Source organism: Metallosphaera javensis (ex Hofmann et al. 2022), assembly GCF_022064045.1.
In the GTDB taxonomy this organism is placed as follows: domain Archaea; phylum Thermoproteota; class Thermoprotei_A; order Sulfolobales; family Sulfolobaceae; genus Metallosphaera; species Metallosphaera javensis.
This window is the reverse complement of sequence record NZ_JAKNCW010000008.1, coordinates 38,803-54,140: the sequence shown is the minus strand read 5'-3', so window position 1 is coordinate 54,140 and position 15,338 is coordinate 38,803. Positions and strand designations below refer to the sequence as shown.

General features: G+C 47.6%; 18 protein-coding genes. 10 read left to right on the top strand and 8 right to left on the bottom strand.

The features are described 5' to 3' along the window. Positions 1–25 precede the first annotated feature (25 nt). Positions 26–433: a DUF3211 domain-containing protein gene (locus tag L3N51_RS07105; protein ID WP_238026345.1), complete on the bottom strand. Its 408-nt coding sequence runs from the start codon at positions 431–433 to the stop codon at positions 26–28. A gap of 195 nt (positions 434–628) precedes the next feature. On the opposite strand from L3N51_RS07105, the gene L3N51_RS07100 reads away from it, so the two are divergent. Both L3N51_RS07100 and L3N51_RS07090 read left to right on the top strand, forming a co-directional pair. Beyond that, positions 629–2,317 carry an MFS transporter gene (locus L3N51_RS07100; RefSeq protein WP_238026344.1) on the top strand — a complete coding sequence of 563 codons (1,689 nt, stop codon included), beginning with the start codon at positions 629–631 and terminating at the stop codon, positions 2,315–2,317. Positions 2,318–2,347: 30 nt separating this feature from the next. Beyond that, positions 2,348–3,466, top strand: a complete 1,119-nt coding sequence (locus L3N51_RS07090) for an MFS transporter (RefSeq protein WP_428846159.1) — start codon at positions 2,348–2,350, stop codon at positions 3,464–3,466. Positions 3,467–3,606: 140 nt separating this feature from the next. On the opposite strand, the gene L3N51_RS07085 is transcribed toward L3N51_RS07090, so the two are convergent. The 5 genes from L3N51_RS07085 to L3N51_RS07065 all read right to left on the bottom strand — a co-directional run bounded on the left by L3N51_RS07085 (position 3,607) and on the right by L3N51_RS07065 (position 7,848). Beyond that, on the bottom strand, positions 3,607–3,996 hold the full coding sequence (locus L3N51_RS07085) for a CBS domain-containing protein (protein WP_238026341.1): 390 nt from the start codon (positions 3,994–3,996) through the stop codon (positions 3,607–3,609). Positions 3,997–4,036: 40 nt separating this feature from the next. Then, on the bottom strand, positions 4,037–4,324 hold the full coding sequence (locus L3N51_RS07080) for a ferredoxin family protein (protein WP_238026340.1): 288 nt from the start codon (positions 4,322–4,324) through the stop codon (positions 4,037–4,039). Next, a complete protein-coding gene (locus L3N51_RS07075) occupies positions 4,321–5,493 on the bottom strand; it encodes an NAD(P)/FAD-dependent oxidoreductase (protein WP_238026339.1) in 1,173 nt (390 codons plus the stop codon). Before L3N51_RS07075 ends, L3N51_RS07080 begins: the two co-directional genes overlap by 4 nt. After that, on the bottom strand, positions 5,490–7,283 hold the full coding sequence (locus tag L3N51_RS07070) for an FAD-binding protein (protein ID WP_238026338.1): 1,794 nt from the start codon (positions 7,281–7,283) through the stop codon (positions 5,490–5,492). Before L3N51_RS07070 ends, L3N51_RS07075 begins: the two co-directional genes overlap by 4 nt. A gap of 115 nt (positions 7,284–7,398) precedes the next feature. Then, on the bottom strand, positions 7,399–7,848 hold the full coding sequence (locus L3N51_RS07065; RefSeq protein ID WP_238026337.1) for a hypothetical protein: 450 nt from the start codon (positions 7,846–7,848) through the stop codon (positions 7,399–7,401). A gap of 96 nt (positions 7,849–7,944) precedes the next feature. Here L3N51_RS07065 and L3N51_RS07060 point away from each other — a divergent pair, with 96 nt between their 5' ends. The 3 genes from L3N51_RS07060 to L3N51_RS12545 all read left to right on the top strand — a co-directional run bounded on the left by L3N51_RS07060 (position 7,945) and on the right by L3N51_RS12545 (position 9,130). After that, positions 7,945–8,187, top strand: a complete 243-nt coding sequence (locus L3N51_RS07060; RefSeq protein ID WP_238026336.1) for a hypothetical protein — start codon at positions 7,945–7,947, stop codon at positions 8,185–8,187. Between the two features lie 497 nt (positions 8,188–8,684). Beyond that, entirely contained in the window at positions 8,685–8,933 is a 249-nt protein-coding gene (locus L3N51_RS07055; RefSeq protein WP_238026334.1) for a VapB-type antitoxin, read from the top strand. After that, positions 8,930–9,130 carry a PIN domain-containing protein gene (locus L3N51_RS12545; RefSeq protein WP_255776203.1) on the top strand — a complete coding sequence of 67 codons (201 nt, stop codon included), beginning with the start codon at positions 8,930–8,932 and terminating at the stop codon, positions 9,128–9,130. The genes L3N51_RS07055 and L3N51_RS12545 overlap by 4 nt, the downstream gene beginning before the upstream one ends. 578 nt (positions 9,131–9,708) lie before the next feature. Here L3N51_RS12545 and L3N51_RS07045 read toward each other — a convergent pair. Then, positions 9,709–10,224, bottom strand: coding sequence for a hypothetical protein (locus L3N51_RS07045; protein WP_238026332.1), 516 nt, complete (start codon positions 10,222–10,224; stop codon positions 9,709–9,711). A gap of 523 nt (positions 10,225–10,747) precedes the next feature. Between L3N51_RS07045 and L3N51_RS07040 the strand changes: the two genes are divergently transcribed. Further along, complete coding sequence (locus L3N51_RS07040) at positions 10,748–10,921, top strand: TRASH domain-containing protein (RefSeq protein ID WP_238026330.1); 174 nt, start codon at positions 10,748–10,750, stop codon at positions 10,919–10,921. Between the two features lie 9 nt (positions 10,922–10,930). Continuing rightward, positions 10,931–12,277: a mercury(II) reductase gene (merA, locus tag L3N51_RS07035; RefSeq protein WP_238026328.1), complete on the top strand. Its 1,347-nt coding sequence runs from the start codon at positions 10,931–10,933 to the stop codon at positions 12,275–12,277. Between the two features lie 9 nt (positions 12,278–12,286). On the opposite strand, the gene uvsE is transcribed toward merA, so the two are convergent. Beyond that, positions 12,287–13,174: a UV DNA damage repair endonuclease UvsE gene (gene uvsE / locus L3N51_RS07030; RefSeq protein ID WP_238026327.1), complete on the bottom strand. Its 888-nt coding sequence runs from the start codon at positions 13,172–13,174 to the stop codon at positions 12,287–12,289. A gap of 154 nt (positions 13,175–13,328) precedes the next feature. Here uvsE and L3N51_RS07025 point away from each other — a divergent pair, with 154 nt between their 5' ends. The 3 genes from L3N51_RS07025 to L3N51_RS07015 all read left to right on the top strand — a co-directional run bounded on the left by L3N51_RS07025 (position 13,329) and on the right by L3N51_RS07015 (position 14,697). Next, the gene (locus L3N51_RS07025; protein WP_238026326.1) at positions 13,329–13,757 is read left to right on the top strand and encodes a hemerythrin domain-containing protein; all 429 of its coding nucleotides are present in this window, start codon (positions 13,329–13,331) and stop codon (positions 13,755–13,757) included. A gap of 102 nt (positions 13,758–13,859) precedes the next feature. Further along, positions 13,860–14,300 (top strand): conjugal transfer protein, encoded by a 441-nt coding sequence (locus L3N51_RS07020; protein WP_238026325.1) that lies wholly within the window; start codon positions 13,860–13,862, stop codon positions 14,298–14,300. Between the two features lie 13 nt (positions 14,301–14,313). Then, entirely contained in the window at positions 14,314–14,697 is a 384-nt protein-coding gene (locus L3N51_RS07015; protein WP_238026324.1) for a hypothetical protein, read from the top strand. The last annotated feature ends 641 nt before the right edge of the window (positions 14,698–15,338 follow it).

The window sequence follows — 15,338 nt, the reverse complement described above, 5'->3', positions numbered from 1 at the left end:
AGGTCAAAACTAGACCTTGAGAAGATCATATCTTTCTCTTAATTCGTTCAAGTCTGATCTCCTCGTTGAGTTTCTCCAGGAATCCATTGATCCATCTGTCCCTGGACATTAGGGAGAATGTGCGTTCGAACACTCCCTCATACTCAAATTTAAGGATCAACGTGTCACCGTTCTGAGTAAACACAAGTTTTCCCGTCCCTATTCCTCCGCTTTTTATCTGAAAGACATATCTTATGTCCACTCCCTTGAAGACAGTTCCGGACATCTCGAAGTCCCTCATGGCGTACCTTCCCTTGCCCACAAACTCCGAGCCATTAACAGTCAGCTCCTTCACCACGGGAAACATCCTAGGGATCACGAATCTAGGATCTGAGAGAATGGTACTTGTGGCATCCCATCCGTGTTCCAGCTTTACGCTTTTCGTTATCTCCATGAGAGAAGTTAATGCTCAACGCATAAAAGCGTTTTTACAGTGTTATTTAACGTAACGCATTTCACTCAGTGAAAGAAATCATGATCACTGCTTTCATAAATTCAATATTTTAAAATGTGAAAAATCAACTATTTTAAATCGTGACACACAACATGTAAAGAAACTTTAATAAATAAAGATTAACCTTCTAACTATATGGTTCAGTACAAGTGGATTGCTTTATCCAACACCAGTCTTGGCGTCTTCATGGGCTTCATGAACGCCAATATTGTGTTGATCTCCCTACCAGCAATATTCCGAGGAATAGGAATAAACCCCTTTAACTCATTTCAGTATCTATTGTGGATTTTATTTGGGTACAGCATAGTTTCTGCCATCCTCGTGGTGAATCTGGGCAGGATATCGGACATCTTCGGGAGGGTGAGGATGTACAACCTGGGTTTCCTCATCTTCACCATAGCTTCAGTTCTCCTTTACCTGACGCCTGGACAGGGAGATGTGGCTGCACTCCAGCTGGTGCTGTACAGGGTAATGCAGGCAGTGGGAGGAGCACTCCTGATGGCAAATAGTGCCGCCATCCTTTCCGAGGCGTTTCCACCCAAGGAGAGGGGATTCGCACTGGGACTTAACGGGGTCATAGGAATCTTTGGTGGAGTGGCCGGGATAATCATAGGCGGTATATTGGCCTCAGTGTACTGGAGAGATGTTTTCCTGGTGAATGTCCCTATAGGTATCCTTGGAACTATCTGGTCCATGAGGTCACTGAAGCAGTTGAGTAAGCCGGAGAGGAATCAGAAGATAGATATTCCAGGCAACGTGTTATTTGCAGTGTCCTTAATACTCATTCTGGTGGGAATAACTTACGGTATTCTCCCCTACGGGAATCAGGTAACTGGATGGTCAAATCCATATGTGATCTCTGCGATAGTGGGAGGCCTGGCCTTATTGGGCGTCTTCCTCTTCGTGGAAACCAAGGTTCCTGATCCCATGTTCAGGCTGGAACTCTTTAAGATAAGGGCCTTCTCCATGGCATCAGCTGCTATAATACTGGCCCAACTGGCTTTCGGTGGCCTTCAGCTGATGCTGGTTCTGCTTTTACAGGCCATATGGTTACCATTACACGGCTACAGTTACGAGGTCACCCCGTTCTGGGCTGGGATATATCTGCTTCCCCTACTTGCGGGATTCGGAATAATGGGTTCCGTAGCCGGGAGACTATCGGATCGGTATGGGGCTAGGACTCTTGCAACCCTGGGGCTGGTGATACTAGGGGTAGGCCTTCTGGCCTTGACCACTTTGCCATATAATTTCAATTATCCGGAATTTGCCACCATCATTTTCATGATGGGCTTGGGGAATGGACTCTTTGTATCTCCCAACACTGCTTCCCTGATGAATGCGTCTCCTCCACGTCACAGGGGATCAGCGTCTGGCATAAGGGCCATGTTAACCAACACCGGAAGCACGTTGAGCATTGGAGTGTTTTTCACCATTGTCATTGAAGTGCTTTACGTGATCCTGCCCACAACCCTCTCCACGGCGTTAACATCCGCTGGCGCCCCGCAGTTGATTCCCTACATGACTAGGATACCTCCCACCGCAGCCATATTTGCAGCGTTTCTGGGATACAACCCGGTATCAGCCATACTCTCCCAGCTTCCTGCCTCTGTGGCCAGCTCAATTACCAGCTCCGTGATCTCCACCATAACTGCAAATACCTGGTTCTCCAACGTGATTGCTCCCGCCTTCATGAAGGCACTTAAGATCGCTTTCTTCACCGCATCTGGGCTGTCATTTGCGGCTGCCATAGCTTCAGCTCTCAGGGGTAAAACCGTGATCTATGAAGAGAGAGTAGTGGAGACGACCAAGGGTCAAAGCAAATGATTTCTTTTTAATCAAAATCTGTGAAGCTCCATGGATAGGAGGATAGTTCTTCTAGCCCTGACCATTGTTATATCCACCCTGTTAATAAGGGCCTCGAGTAACGTGATCTCAACTACCCTTCCGATCCTCGCCAGGTATTCACTGGGTTTCTCCAGTTTAGGTGTGGGCGCATTGAGCGCCGTGTTCACCGTGACCACCTTCGTGGGGAGTGCCTTTCTCGTTAGATATTCCAGCAGGCCTGTTCTCCTCTCCAGCATCCTCCTGTACTCCCTGTCCCTGGCATTGCTATCAAAGGTCTCCTCCTCATCTGTCTGGATCGTAACTGGTACCTCTGGGGGCGCACTGGGTCTCATCATGCCCAACCTGATAACCATTTCAGGAAAAGAAGAGGAGAGGAGGACGAGGGAAAGGTTATTGAACGTATATGCTCTATCCCTCAGCATAGGTTTGGTGGTGGGACCACTTCTTGAGGCCAAATTGCTTCCTGTCCTGGGAGTTCGTGGGGTCTTCCTTGGGTTTGCCCTGGCGCCACTGGTTGCCCTACCCCTCCTGAGCGAAGCACGGATCTCCCCCAGTTCGAGCAGGACCAGGATCGTGGGAAATCCAGCGCTTACGGTGGCAATCCTCAACATAGCCAGCTACGAACTCATCTTCTCCTTTCTTCTCACTTTCGGTGGGATCTACATGAAGGAGAGATTTGGTTCAACCCTTTCTGAGGTGGAGGTAGGGTTTTCCCTTTTCTTTCTTGCCTCTCTTCTAACCAGACTGATCATGTCCATATACCCTGTGGAGAGGGTGAAGAGAGGGGTAACCCTGTCCCTCTGTCTCACGGTGACAGGTATAGTGATCATGATCCTTTCAAGGTCCCTGGTTGAGTTTCTGGTCACCTTGGCGATACTCGGGGTACCGCACGGTATAACCATGCCTCTCTCCACCGTGGCCATAACGAGGAGAGTTCCACCTGAAATGAGGGGCATAGCCAACGGTATTTTCTTCGCGTCGTTAACCATGATGGGCTCTGCCACCTCATTTGTGTCCGGTATAGGGATAACATTTCTGGGCTTTCGGGGAGTCCTGCTCGCGATTCTGGCTCTCGTGATGGCCATTGGGGTAATCTTGATGAGGAAGGTGGGAATAGTGGATGAATAAGATGGTTGTAAGCATTCGGAAAACCTCGCCCTTCAGGGCGGATAGCTTACCCACATCATATGTTCAGAGTCAAGGAGACGTTAAAATGAAATACACGCAAACTAGGCAAGCTTTAAAAAAGGAAAGGGAGTTCAAAAAGACTAGTAGGAGTCTGCAAAGTTCATGAGGGAGATCGTGTTTGCAACTTCCCTTAAGGATACCACACCTATGGGTTGGTCCTTATCCTTCACGAGGAGATGGCGAATCTTCTTTTCTCCCATCAGCTCCAGTGCCTCAAGAAGGGGTAAATCCCTTTCCACAGAGATAACTGGACCATTCCCTATTCTCCCCGCAGGGGTGGAGTAGTCGAGCCCGTCCGCCACTGCCCTCGTTATATCCCTCTCAGTCACTATGGCCACAATCTCTCCCTTTTCGTTGGTGAGTATAACCGAACTTACGTCATTCTCCTTCATAACTTTCGCGACCTCTCTCATGGAGGAGGAAACAGGAAGTGAAACTAACTTTTTTACAACTAATTGTCCAACATTCATTATCATATATTATAACACCTACTAGTTAAAAAACTTTGACTTAACCATACCTGAGGGACATCCCGAGACCATATCTGGGATAACTCCAGGCGATGTTGTGGAAGGGACAGGCAATCCTGCATCCACCGCACTCAACGCAGTTCTCGTACGACAGCACCAGTCTGTGTCCATCCCAACTATAGACGTTCGCGGGGCACACCGCTATACACGGTTGTGGCATTCCGTACTCCTGTTCGCACTTGAGGCATTGCGCCGGATCCCTTATCTTTAGATGAGGTTCTTCATCCCTCTTGTATCTCAAGGTGTAAAGTTTCTCCTCAACTCTCATGATAGAGCACCCATGAGAAGTAACGCGTGTTTGAACAGTTTCCATGAGTTCTTCTTCACGGCATCGAGGGAGAGATCTCCGGTGATCCAGGACGAGGAGAGCTCCGTGGCCATGGAGATGTAAGACTTCATGTTTTCCTCCCTCAACAATTCCTTTACCAGGGGTCTCATCTTGACAGACTGGGACACAACCCTGTCCTCGAGGAGAGCCCTCTCGTAACCCTGACATTCTCCCCTCACTGCGTACTCCCCCGCAAGGGCCCCTGAGATTACCGCGGGACCTATTCCGTTGAAGGTGACGGGGTTAACCAGACCCAGGGCATCCCCAGCCAGATACACGTTACCTGAACATGGCTTCCACGCCGGAAAACCGTTCTCAGGGATGATCTTGGCGGAGTACTCCCTCAGTGAGAAACCCTTCACTAGCTCTTGGATACCGAGCGTTCTTTTGACCTCCTCAAGAACGTCCTGTGGTCTAATCCTGTGGGAGATGAGTGAGGTCATGTGCACTCCCACGCCAAAGGCTATGGAATCCTTGTAGGTGTACAGGAATCCAGCTCCAGGGACGGGGTCCTGGAACAGGTATCTCACTGCCAGCCCCTCCTGATCGGTGGATAGGCCCAGCCTCCTGTTCACCTCATCCTTGTTGAGAGAGTACACCTCCTTCACCGTTTGAACGGTCTCCTCTGGAGTAAGGTCTCTCCTCAACCCTACTCCCATGGACACCAGGGCATTGGCACCCTCTGCGAGGATTATCACCTTTCCCTGTACCTCTCCTCTGTCAGTTACCACTCCCTCGGGCTTAAGTTTCAGGACGCTGGTCTTGGTCAGGACAAGCGCGCCAGCACTCTCCGCCTGGGAGGCCATCCACCTGTCCAGCTTCAGCCTTCCCACGTTTATCAGCCTCTCCCTGGGCTTTATCTCCAGTGAAACTTCCCCGCTATTCCCCAGCGTCAGCCTCACCCTCTTCACTTCCCTCTCCACGGGGATGTTCTTCACGTCAAATACCTTCAGCTCATCTACCCTGACCATTGCTCCCGATACGTTCTTGGCCCCTGGCTCTGGCCCTCTCTCAAGTACAAGGGTCTTTACCCCCATGCTGGCTGCCTTGAGGGCAGCAGCACTTCCTGCAGGTCCTGCACCAACTACGATAACGTCGTACATCTTCATAACCTCCTTATCAGTTCTGGCACTACCTCAAAGAGGTCCCCAATCAGACCATAGTCGGCATTGCCGAAGATCTGTGCCTCAGGATCGTTGTTTATGGCAATGACCTTCCTAGCTCCAGAGATGCCCACCAGGTGCTGGACTGCCCCGGAAATTCCCACAGCGATGTAGAGCTTCGGTCTTATGGTTGTCCCGGTCTGTCCCACCTGCCTGTCCTTGGGATACCATCCTGAATCAGCGAGAGGTTTCGTGACCCCCACCACTCCACCTAGTTTGGAGGCCAGCTCTTCAATCATCTTGATATTGGAGGGATCCCTTATTCCTCTCCCCACACCCACAACCACCTCAGCCTCTGCCAGCACGTTCCTCTTTTCCAGGGCCTTCCTGTCCAGAACCTTGAACCTTGTGAAGAGATCCTCGATTTCTTCCCTTATCACCTCTCCCTTTCCTTCCAATCGAATCGGCCTGAACACCCCTGGCCTCACGGTCACCATCACGGGCCTGGAATTGGGACAGATGATCGTGGACATCTCCTTTCCTCCAAAGTCCGGCCTGGTGGAGTTGAGTACTCCCTTGTCATCAACCTCAAAGCTGGTGCAGTCAGCTATCAGCCCCGTATTCACCGTGATCGCTGTGGTTGATGCGAGCTCTCTGGAGTTCCTGGTCCCAGGGAACAGGACTGCCTCGGGCTTGTATTTCTGAATAACCTTGGAAAGGGCCATTGTGAACACGTCATTATCGTAATAGTTGTAACCCCTGGTTACCGCGTGATACACCTTATCTGCACCGTGCTTGAAGGAGAGCTCCACCAGGGAGTCAACACTGTCTCCCACGATAACTGCTCCCAGCTTAGTGGACATGAGGTCAGCGATCCTCCTGGCCTCTGCCATGATCTCAAAGGACGCCAGGTTTGGAGTTCCACTCACGTGATCCACGTAAACCCATACCTCTCCCTGAACCTTCACCTTGGGTTGGGGTTTCACGTACTGCGCGGTGCTGGAGGAATCCTCCTTGAGCGATTCCCTTATCTTTTCCGCAAGCCAGTCTATGGCTCCCGGTTCACTCGCCTTCCTGATCTCCGGGTTCCTCGTCCTGGGTGGAGGATGAACCTTTATCACCTTCGTTGGGGAACCCGCAAGCCCAATCTTGTTCGGTTCCGCCCCAATATCATCCTTGGAGAACTTGACTATTTTGGCTGACTTCGCCCTGATCAGGGAGTTGATGTCTGGTTCCCTTGGTTTATTGGCTGTATCCATTATTGTGAGAACTGCCGGGATTGGAGACTCCATGGTAACCTCCTCCACCTCCGTTGACTTTACCGCAACAACATGTCTTTCATTCACCTCCTTCACCTCCTTCACGTACCCGATCACCGGTATCCCCAGCCACTTTGCGGTCTGGGGACCCACCTGTTCCGTCTCCCCGTCCACTGCCCTCCTTCCAAAGAGATATAGGTCTGCCCCACCCAGCTTCTGAATTGCCTTGAACAGCGTGTAAGAGGTGGCCCAGGTATCTGCTCCGGCCATTGTCCTATCGGTGATGAGATAGGCGTCATCCGCACCCATGGCCAGGGCATCACGAAGCGCCTGCTCGCCCTGAGGTGGACCCATGGTTATCACCGTGACCTTACCACCATATTTCTCCTTGAGCCTCACAGCCTCCTCTATGGCATGAAGGTCCGGGGGATTAACCACGGCAGGAACCCCTTCCCTAACCAGCGTGTTTGTAACCGGATCAACTCTCAGATCGTCAGCATCGGGGACCTGTTTAATGGAGACGATAATTCTTACCATTCTTTTTCATCATTAATTACGAAATCCGCGTATATAAATTCACCATCAATTGTAATGAACATGATGATAGATGTTTTAACATGAATTGTTGTATAAAATAACGGGTCTTGAGTGGTCAACCCAGTATTTCACGGCAGGTTTCATCCAGCAGGTCCTTCCATTCTCCCACAGCTACCTCTTTGCAGAAAGCAGTTAGTCGTCTCACGTCCTCAAGGTTCACGTAATCCAGGAGCTTAGGCAGAGTGACGTACCATGTCAGCCTTCTCACGTTGAGATCCTCATCCTTGAGTAGTTCAAGTAAACAGGGGATGTCGTGGAGAACAGCCTCCCTGTTAACCTGCGTGAGACCTGGAATCAAATTCCATACTCTGTACCGTGTTCCGTGGTCCGGAAAGCAGAGGAGTGATTCCAAGCCGAGCCTTCCCTGGCTGATAAGTTTCTCGGCAGCGATCCAAGCCTCATGCTTGATGTCCTTATCTCCACTTTGCAGGTATTTGAGCAATTCCTCCTTTCCTATCTTGAGTTCCCTTATTTTGGAAAGGATCCTTTCCTTGTCTGAGGACACCATGTAGATCCAAATGTGAAATTAAAAAGTTCTGGGTTACAAGCAGGGGTATAGGTGGATAAGGATATAGGCGAATTTAGCTAACTAGATATCTAGATGATGAAAAAGACCCTTGTCCGTCTGGACGAAAATATTTACAGGGAATTAGTGAAGCTGTCCATCAAGGAATACGGAAATACAAGGCATATATCTGACGTGTTAAACGAGTTGTTGAGAAGACAGCTAGGTCATGGAAAGAAGAGGGTTAAAATGAAAGTATCTGTGAGAGTTGAGGGGGCAGAGAACCTCTCTCCAGAGGAGGTAGATAGGCTTGCAGAGGATGCATACGGCGGTAGTTGACACGAATGTTTTGGTTTACGACTTTGTGGAAAATTCCCCCTTTCACAGGACGGTAAGGGAAAAGATAGTAACTTGATGCTATTTCCAAATATACCTGAAGAGTTTATCTCTTTGAGAGTTAAGGGGGCGAAAGGCCCTCATCGCGAGGGATGGACAGCCCCGAAGAAAGGTTTTAAATGATAATATATACATCAACTGTGGCCCGGTAAACACCATCATACGGTAATAGCTGTGGGATGACCGCCTAGGGATGGAACCGAAATCAAGCCTGCGGAGTCCAATACCACCTTAACCCTCCCATACGGGGCGTCAAGGATGGGTTCCATTCGACGCTATGAATGGAGGGTGATCGAGCATGATCAATGAACTGGGAAGTCCCATCATGCGGGCGGGACAGTTCACCTTTAGCATGCTAATTGCTTCACATTGCAAAATTGTGGTAAGAAAAATCTAACTTAAAATACTAGTTTTCCGATAGTGTACCTAGGTGTTCCATAGTGTCCGTTCCTATCACAGTAAAAGTAAAGAAAGAGATTGCTGAATTAGCCGATGAGATGGTAAGATATGGAATGGCTAAAAGTAGATCTAACGCAATTAATATAATGATAGAGCTTGGAATTCAGAAAGTTAAACAGGAATTGGATTTTTGGAAGAAAATCTCTGAGGGTGTTGAGGAACTCAAGAAAAATAACTATAGAATACAACACGGTGGTTTGTCCAAGATCTTAGAAGAGGGACGTCAATGATTTATTTAGATAGTAGCTTTATTATCTCATTTATGGATGAAAAGGACAGTAACCATGAACTGGCCATTAAGTTAGATGAAAATATTGAAGATGATAATAAGGTTGTATCAGGATTGGTTCTACTTGAACTAGCATCTGTCTATACTAGAGCTGGATTTGATAAACCTATTGAACTAGCTTTCTATTTTTATAGATAAAGTAGGCTCTAAGTTGATAGAACCAGATTTGAACATTGCTTTTAAAGAAGCTTTAAAATACTATACATTAAAGTTAAGGACTTTAGATCTACTACACTTAGTTCTAAGTAAAATAATTGGAGCTACAAAATTTGTAACTTTTGATAAAGATATATTTTCTAAAAGGGATAAGATACATAGTATCTTAGGTATTAAAGTAATATCAGTGAGTTAGTTGCATAGTATACATTTTACGTTACTGTTTCCAGTAAGATCTTTGTACAATAGGAGTCTTTGGCTAAGTATCTTTGCATGAAAACTAGTCGAAAGATTTTCAGTGATTACTATCGTTATTACTATCGTTTATTGTTTTTCGTGTTTTTAGGAGGGAAGTCCTAAGTGGTGATGGAGGTTATGTTTCAGGCAAAGGGAGAGGTGAGTCGAAAGAATTTCAGGCTCTTTCTTAGTTTTCATGAACGAGGTTATCGATGAATTTATATCTAAATATATTAAAATTATGGAATCGTTTTTTATAATTTAGATTTATCTTCAAGGGGATGATTTTGTGTCTGCCGTGAAGGACGGCGTAGCTCGCTTGATCAGCAGACGCTTTTGGATATGGGATACCTGCCCAGTATGGGAATCACGTGTCCCTTGATCATGTGTTCCACTAGTTCAGAGAAATTGAAACCTGAAGCTCTCAGCCAGATACTGGACCCATCTGAGGTATTAATCATGATCTTAACCTTTGTCCCGTCATTCACTCTGCTAGCTGAGATATCAATTTCAAACTTCGTCTGGTGATCAAGCAGTTCACCCTTGTAGGAGATACCCAAAGGCGAGTATATAGGTCCTTCAAGGAATCCTTCCCTGGTTTTCACCCCATTTCCAACCCTTATCCAGGCCTTTCCCGAACCAAAGAGGTAAGCTACGTGAAATTTCGTGTAGTTGGGGGAAGTTGCCTGGGACGGCATGACGAAATTCTGGGAGGATTCGTCATATAGCTCAAGGATGGCCACATGTCCCAAACTTCCCACGAAAAAGAAGGGATTGGTTAATCTGGACAGGACTACTTCCCTGGGATGATCAACCGTGAATTCAATATTTTCGATCAAGGGACTCTATTATTTATAATTGTCATGGTATAAAAACTTTCCTATATATTTTCTATTTCTAATTATAATTATTTTTATAAGATTCAGGGACCGATTGGTATGTTACGAGCAGATTCAAATTCGTATTGTAGAATTAACATGAGTATAGCAGGAAATCTCCGAGATTTGAAGATCTCCTGCCTCTCCTATTTAGCATTACAGGTTGGTACTGAAGCGTCGAAGCGTGAGTTCTCAAAGCATTACGTGGGCCTTTCTCACACACCTTCTCAGGGTTCGATCAAGGCTGTTAAGCTTACGGGTCAGGAAACTCTTTCCTCGTGGAGAGGGCAGACGAACCTGTGTACCTCAGTAAGGTTATGGGGTGTGGCGAGACCTGGGAAGAAAGGAACGGGCACCTCCTCATTGATGATTCGGAGATGAACCACATTTCCTCATGATGCTGATGTTTGGATATCTTTAGATCATATATGAACAACTGTTCAAGTGTAGAAATATTTATTAGTGATGACGAGGATATATCTCTATGAAGCTAAATCTTAGAATTAATCCCGAGGCATCAACGGGAGACAAATGCGAGACCTGTGGTAAGCCACTCACCCCTGAAAACCTGTATACAAGGAGGATAGGCGGTCAGGTTCATTACTTCTGCTGTTCCCATTGCGCGGATGCCTTTGAGAAGAACCAGCACTGCTGTTAGTGAAGAGAGATGTATAAGCTCGCCATCATTGGCTATGGGGCATCCGGATTTGCAGGCATGATTAAGGCAAACGAACTGGGGGTAAAACCGGTTCTCATAGGGAAGGGAGAAGTGGGAGGTACCTGCGTTAATGTGGGTTGCGTTCCTTCCAAGAGAATGTTACACGTCGGAGAGATCTATAAGGTGGCGAGAGAAGTCACCGGAAGCGAAGTCTACCCGGAATTCACAGCCTTTCGGGAGAAGGACCTCCTGGTTCAGGAGATGAGGAAGACCAAGTACGAGGATCTTCTCTCCTATTATGACGTGGAACTGATTCAGGGAGAAGCCAGGTTCGTGTCACCCCACGCTGTGAAGGTTAACGGTAAAGTTATTGAGGCGGAGAAATTCCTGATCGCAACGGGTTCATCTCCACTGGTACCGGATATCCCAGGGATAAGGGAGGTTGGGTTCTGGACCAACAGGGAGGCCTTGTCCCCGGACAGGAAAATTGACTCCCTGGTCGTAATAGGGGGTAGGGCCCTGGCCCTTGAGTTCGCCCAAATGTATAGGAGGATGAACGTGGATGTGGCAATTCTTCAGAGAAGTTCCATGCTTATCCCTGACTGGGAACCGGAGGCCTCGATTGAGGCCAGAAGGATCATGGAGAGGGAGGGGATATCCGTGGTTACGGGGGTCAGGGTTAAGGAAGTGAGGAGAGGTGCAGGGAAGGTGGTGGTCACAGACAAGGGTGAGGTGGAGGCAGATGAGATACTCCTCGCCACAGGGAGGAAACCCAACGTTGAACTGGGACTCGAAAATGCTGGTATTTCCCTGAATGAAAGGGGAGGAATCAGGGTGAATCAGGAGCTCAGGACGGATAATCCTAACGTTTATGCGGCGGGCGACGTGCTTGGAGGTAAGATGCTGGAGGCTCTCGCTGGCAGGCAGGGTTCGGTCGCTGTCGAGAACGCACTGACGGGCTCTCATAAGACAATTGACGAGAATGCCGTTCCTCAGGTCATCTTCACCCAGCCCAACCTCGCCAGGGTCGGTCTCACTGAGGTTGAGGCCAGAACAAGGGAGGGTAAGGTGGAGTCGAGGGTTCTACCCATGAGTTCAGTGGCCAAGGCGGAGATACTGGACGCCAGGGACGGATTCGTTAAGATGGTTACCCTGAACGGGAAAGTGGTGGGAGTTCACGCTGTGGGGGAGAACGTGGCGGAGATGATTGGTGAGGCCTCGCTGGCGATCAGACTCGGGGCGAGCGTGGACGATCTTGTGGAGACAGTCCACGTATTTCCCACGATTGCGGAGTCCCTCAGGTTAGTGGCATTGGCGTTCCGCTCCGATGTGAGCAGGTTGAGTTGTTGCGTGTGAACTGAGGACCTAGGTTCTTGATTTTCCCACCTTCATGGATCTCAGAACCTGAACGGCCTTCAGTGCGCTTCTTTCCTTATCCCTTATCTCCAGCATGATGTCAGCGTCTCCCACCCTGGATATCTCCTGAACGTATCTTCTGAAGTCGTCCTCATCCAGGGTACTGGCGTGAACCCCCGCTTCCTCACCGGGCTCCTGAGAGCTGTAATCGGTCATTGGAGTTCCCCTCCACGTTTCTCGGGCCAGGGAGAAGGCCTCAGATAGTCCCTCTCCACTGCTGTTAACCTGATGATGAAGGTTGTCGAATATCACGGGTATTCCCAGCTCCCTGTTAAGCACAAGGCAATCGCGAAGGGTATATATCCTATCATCATTCTCCACCGCGATCCTCCTGGCAACCCTCTCCGGCAGAAGGGAGAAACCCCTCACGAACCTCGCCAATCCCCTCTCTTTCCCTCCGCTACCGCTCCCAACGTGAATCTGTATGACTCCCTCAACGCCCATCAGGTCAAGCAGATCCGCGTGATACTCCAGCTCCCTCACGCTAGCCTCAACCACCTCCCTTTTCTCGGAATTAATAACCGTGAACTGTCCAGGATGCATTGATATCCTCAGGTAGTGGTCCCTGATGAAGGAACCGACCTCCTTGAGCAAGCCCCTAAGTTCCTCTCTCCAGTTCGCGGTGTTCATGGGATGGGAGGCGAAGGGAACGGTGTTGGAGCTAATCCTAAAGAAGAGAATATCATTGCTCACGTTCCATTTCAGAATTCTCTTGAGGCAGTTCAGGTTTGAGGACGCGGTCTCAATCACCTTCTCCTCTGTAAGATTCTTCAACCTGAAGGTTGCGTCAGCCTTACACCCCATGGAGTAGTTGGTGGAAACGTAACCTATCTTCACGGGATCCCGTGCAATTGAAGGGTTAAATTTTAGCTTTAGGGGAAATGTAACGCTGATTCCGTGGGAAACGCGTCGCTGGGTTGACGTGAGTTCTATCCCGGACAGTTAGTCGCTCAAGTCAAGAGATTTAATCCTTGCTTCACAATGTATTTTCATGTTCGTTCATGACCTCTTGGATCTTTTGAGATTCGAACATGCGGTAATTCGCCTCAGGTTCTCCATAGCCCAGGAAATTTTGGATCAGAACCCTCAACAGGGGCTATCCCTTCTCTGGGAGACTCACTCCTTTGTGGTGGGATGGCATGCCAGGATAGAGGACAAGTACGTCTTTCCCCTTCTGGGAGACAAGGCCAAACCCTTCAGCAATGATCATCTCCTCATAGATAAATACGGCACAAGTGCCATTTCCCAGGGAAGGAAGGACTGGATTCAGAAGTATGTGAAGATCGTTCTGGATCACAACCTCAACGAGGAGGAGAAGCTCTTCGTAGAGCCCTTGAACCTCTCAGGTTTATGGAACGAAATTCTTGAAGAGATAAAAAGATATTCGGATTATACTAAAATTACAGGAATGAGAGAGTGAAGATAATGTCCTGAAATTAGCTAGATGTTCTCTTCAACTCTTTTTGATGGAACTCATGTTGTCTAATATATCCTTTTTTATCTGGGTAGAACGAGATAACATATGTCATACTTACGGAACTATCTGAAGGCACTTATTCAGATTGGCAACGACCTGGGCACTGAGGTTATTGCGACCAAGATCCAAAAAATCTTCTTTCTTCTCCAGGAGGAGGGTGGAAAAAATCTGGGCCTGATGTTCGAACCTTGGTTGTTCGGTCCTTACTCCAGGGAATTGAATAATGCGTTAATAGATCTGGTTGAGACAGGCGAAGTGGAAGAACTCAGGAAGCCTGTAGTTGATCCTTTCACCGGTGACGTAGTGGGATACAAAAGAAGCTACGTTTTGAAAGAGAGGAGGGACTTGAAAGAAGTGGAGCCTGAAGTCAAAGAATTCTTCAAAAAGTGGATTGTTAAAAGCAGGAAAGATATACTAGTATATGTGTATAGCAATTATCCTAAATACAGTGACTACTCCATCATAAAAAAAGAATTCATGAGCTGATAAATGGATAAAAATGACAAAATACAAATCTCTCTTTCGGAGCTATGTTAAGGATGCTCATGGAGATATTAAAACAATACTGAAGCTTTATGACGATATTCAGAGAGAAGTTGATCCTACAGCGAAAGAGGGGTACGAAAATAACAAGATATTTCTTATGGGAGCGGCTACCGAGAAGCTAAGTAAGGCTTTACACGCAATTTACCAAATTGCACTGATCATACCCATATTTAGAAGAGGCTGCCGGAGATACACCCAGATACAGTTACGAAAGAACCCCAGAAGAAGAGGAATACCTTTTAGAGGTAAAGGAACATCAAAAGGAGATAATCCAAATTATCAAGGCGATGGATATTTTTCTCACTTATTTGTCGGAGAATCCGGAGTTCGAGGATAACCTTGACGAACTGGTAGAAAGATTGATTGAGAACAAAACTCTCTAGGATGAAGATTCGGAAAACCTCGCCCTTCAGGGCAGGGTAGCTCACCACTCTTGTCCCTGTGGATAGCTTCTCTGAAACATGCATATTTTCGGTTTTGCTTAACTATTTCAAATATTGCGGTATTCGTCCTGATTTAGAGACCTTAAGCCCAGCTTCTCGTAAGCGCCACATTTCAACAAAAACTTAATCCACGGGTAGTTGGGAGATTTCCAAAGCTAGAACATATGCCCTGGAATTACTCCATGTTCCAAAGAACAATGCGTCAGGTTGAAGAGCCTGACTGAGGCGAGAGTGATAGATGTTGTCTGCTCAAATCCGGGCCGAACAACTTAAGCAGGGAGAAAAGCCTTCTCATGATCCTCGTAGGCACTACTTCCTGGATGCGCAGACTAAAATAATACGCACAAGGACCACAGTAGCATCACGATCAGAAGGGTAGAAAGTGGGGAAGGCCAAGCGTCCACTCACCGGTATCAACATTAACCCTCAATTGCACATATTTGCGGTTTTCCCATTTATTTAAAGTATTAATTAACATAAATCGTGGATAACATAGCTAGAAATTATAAACAAAATATAAATAAATATGCTATAT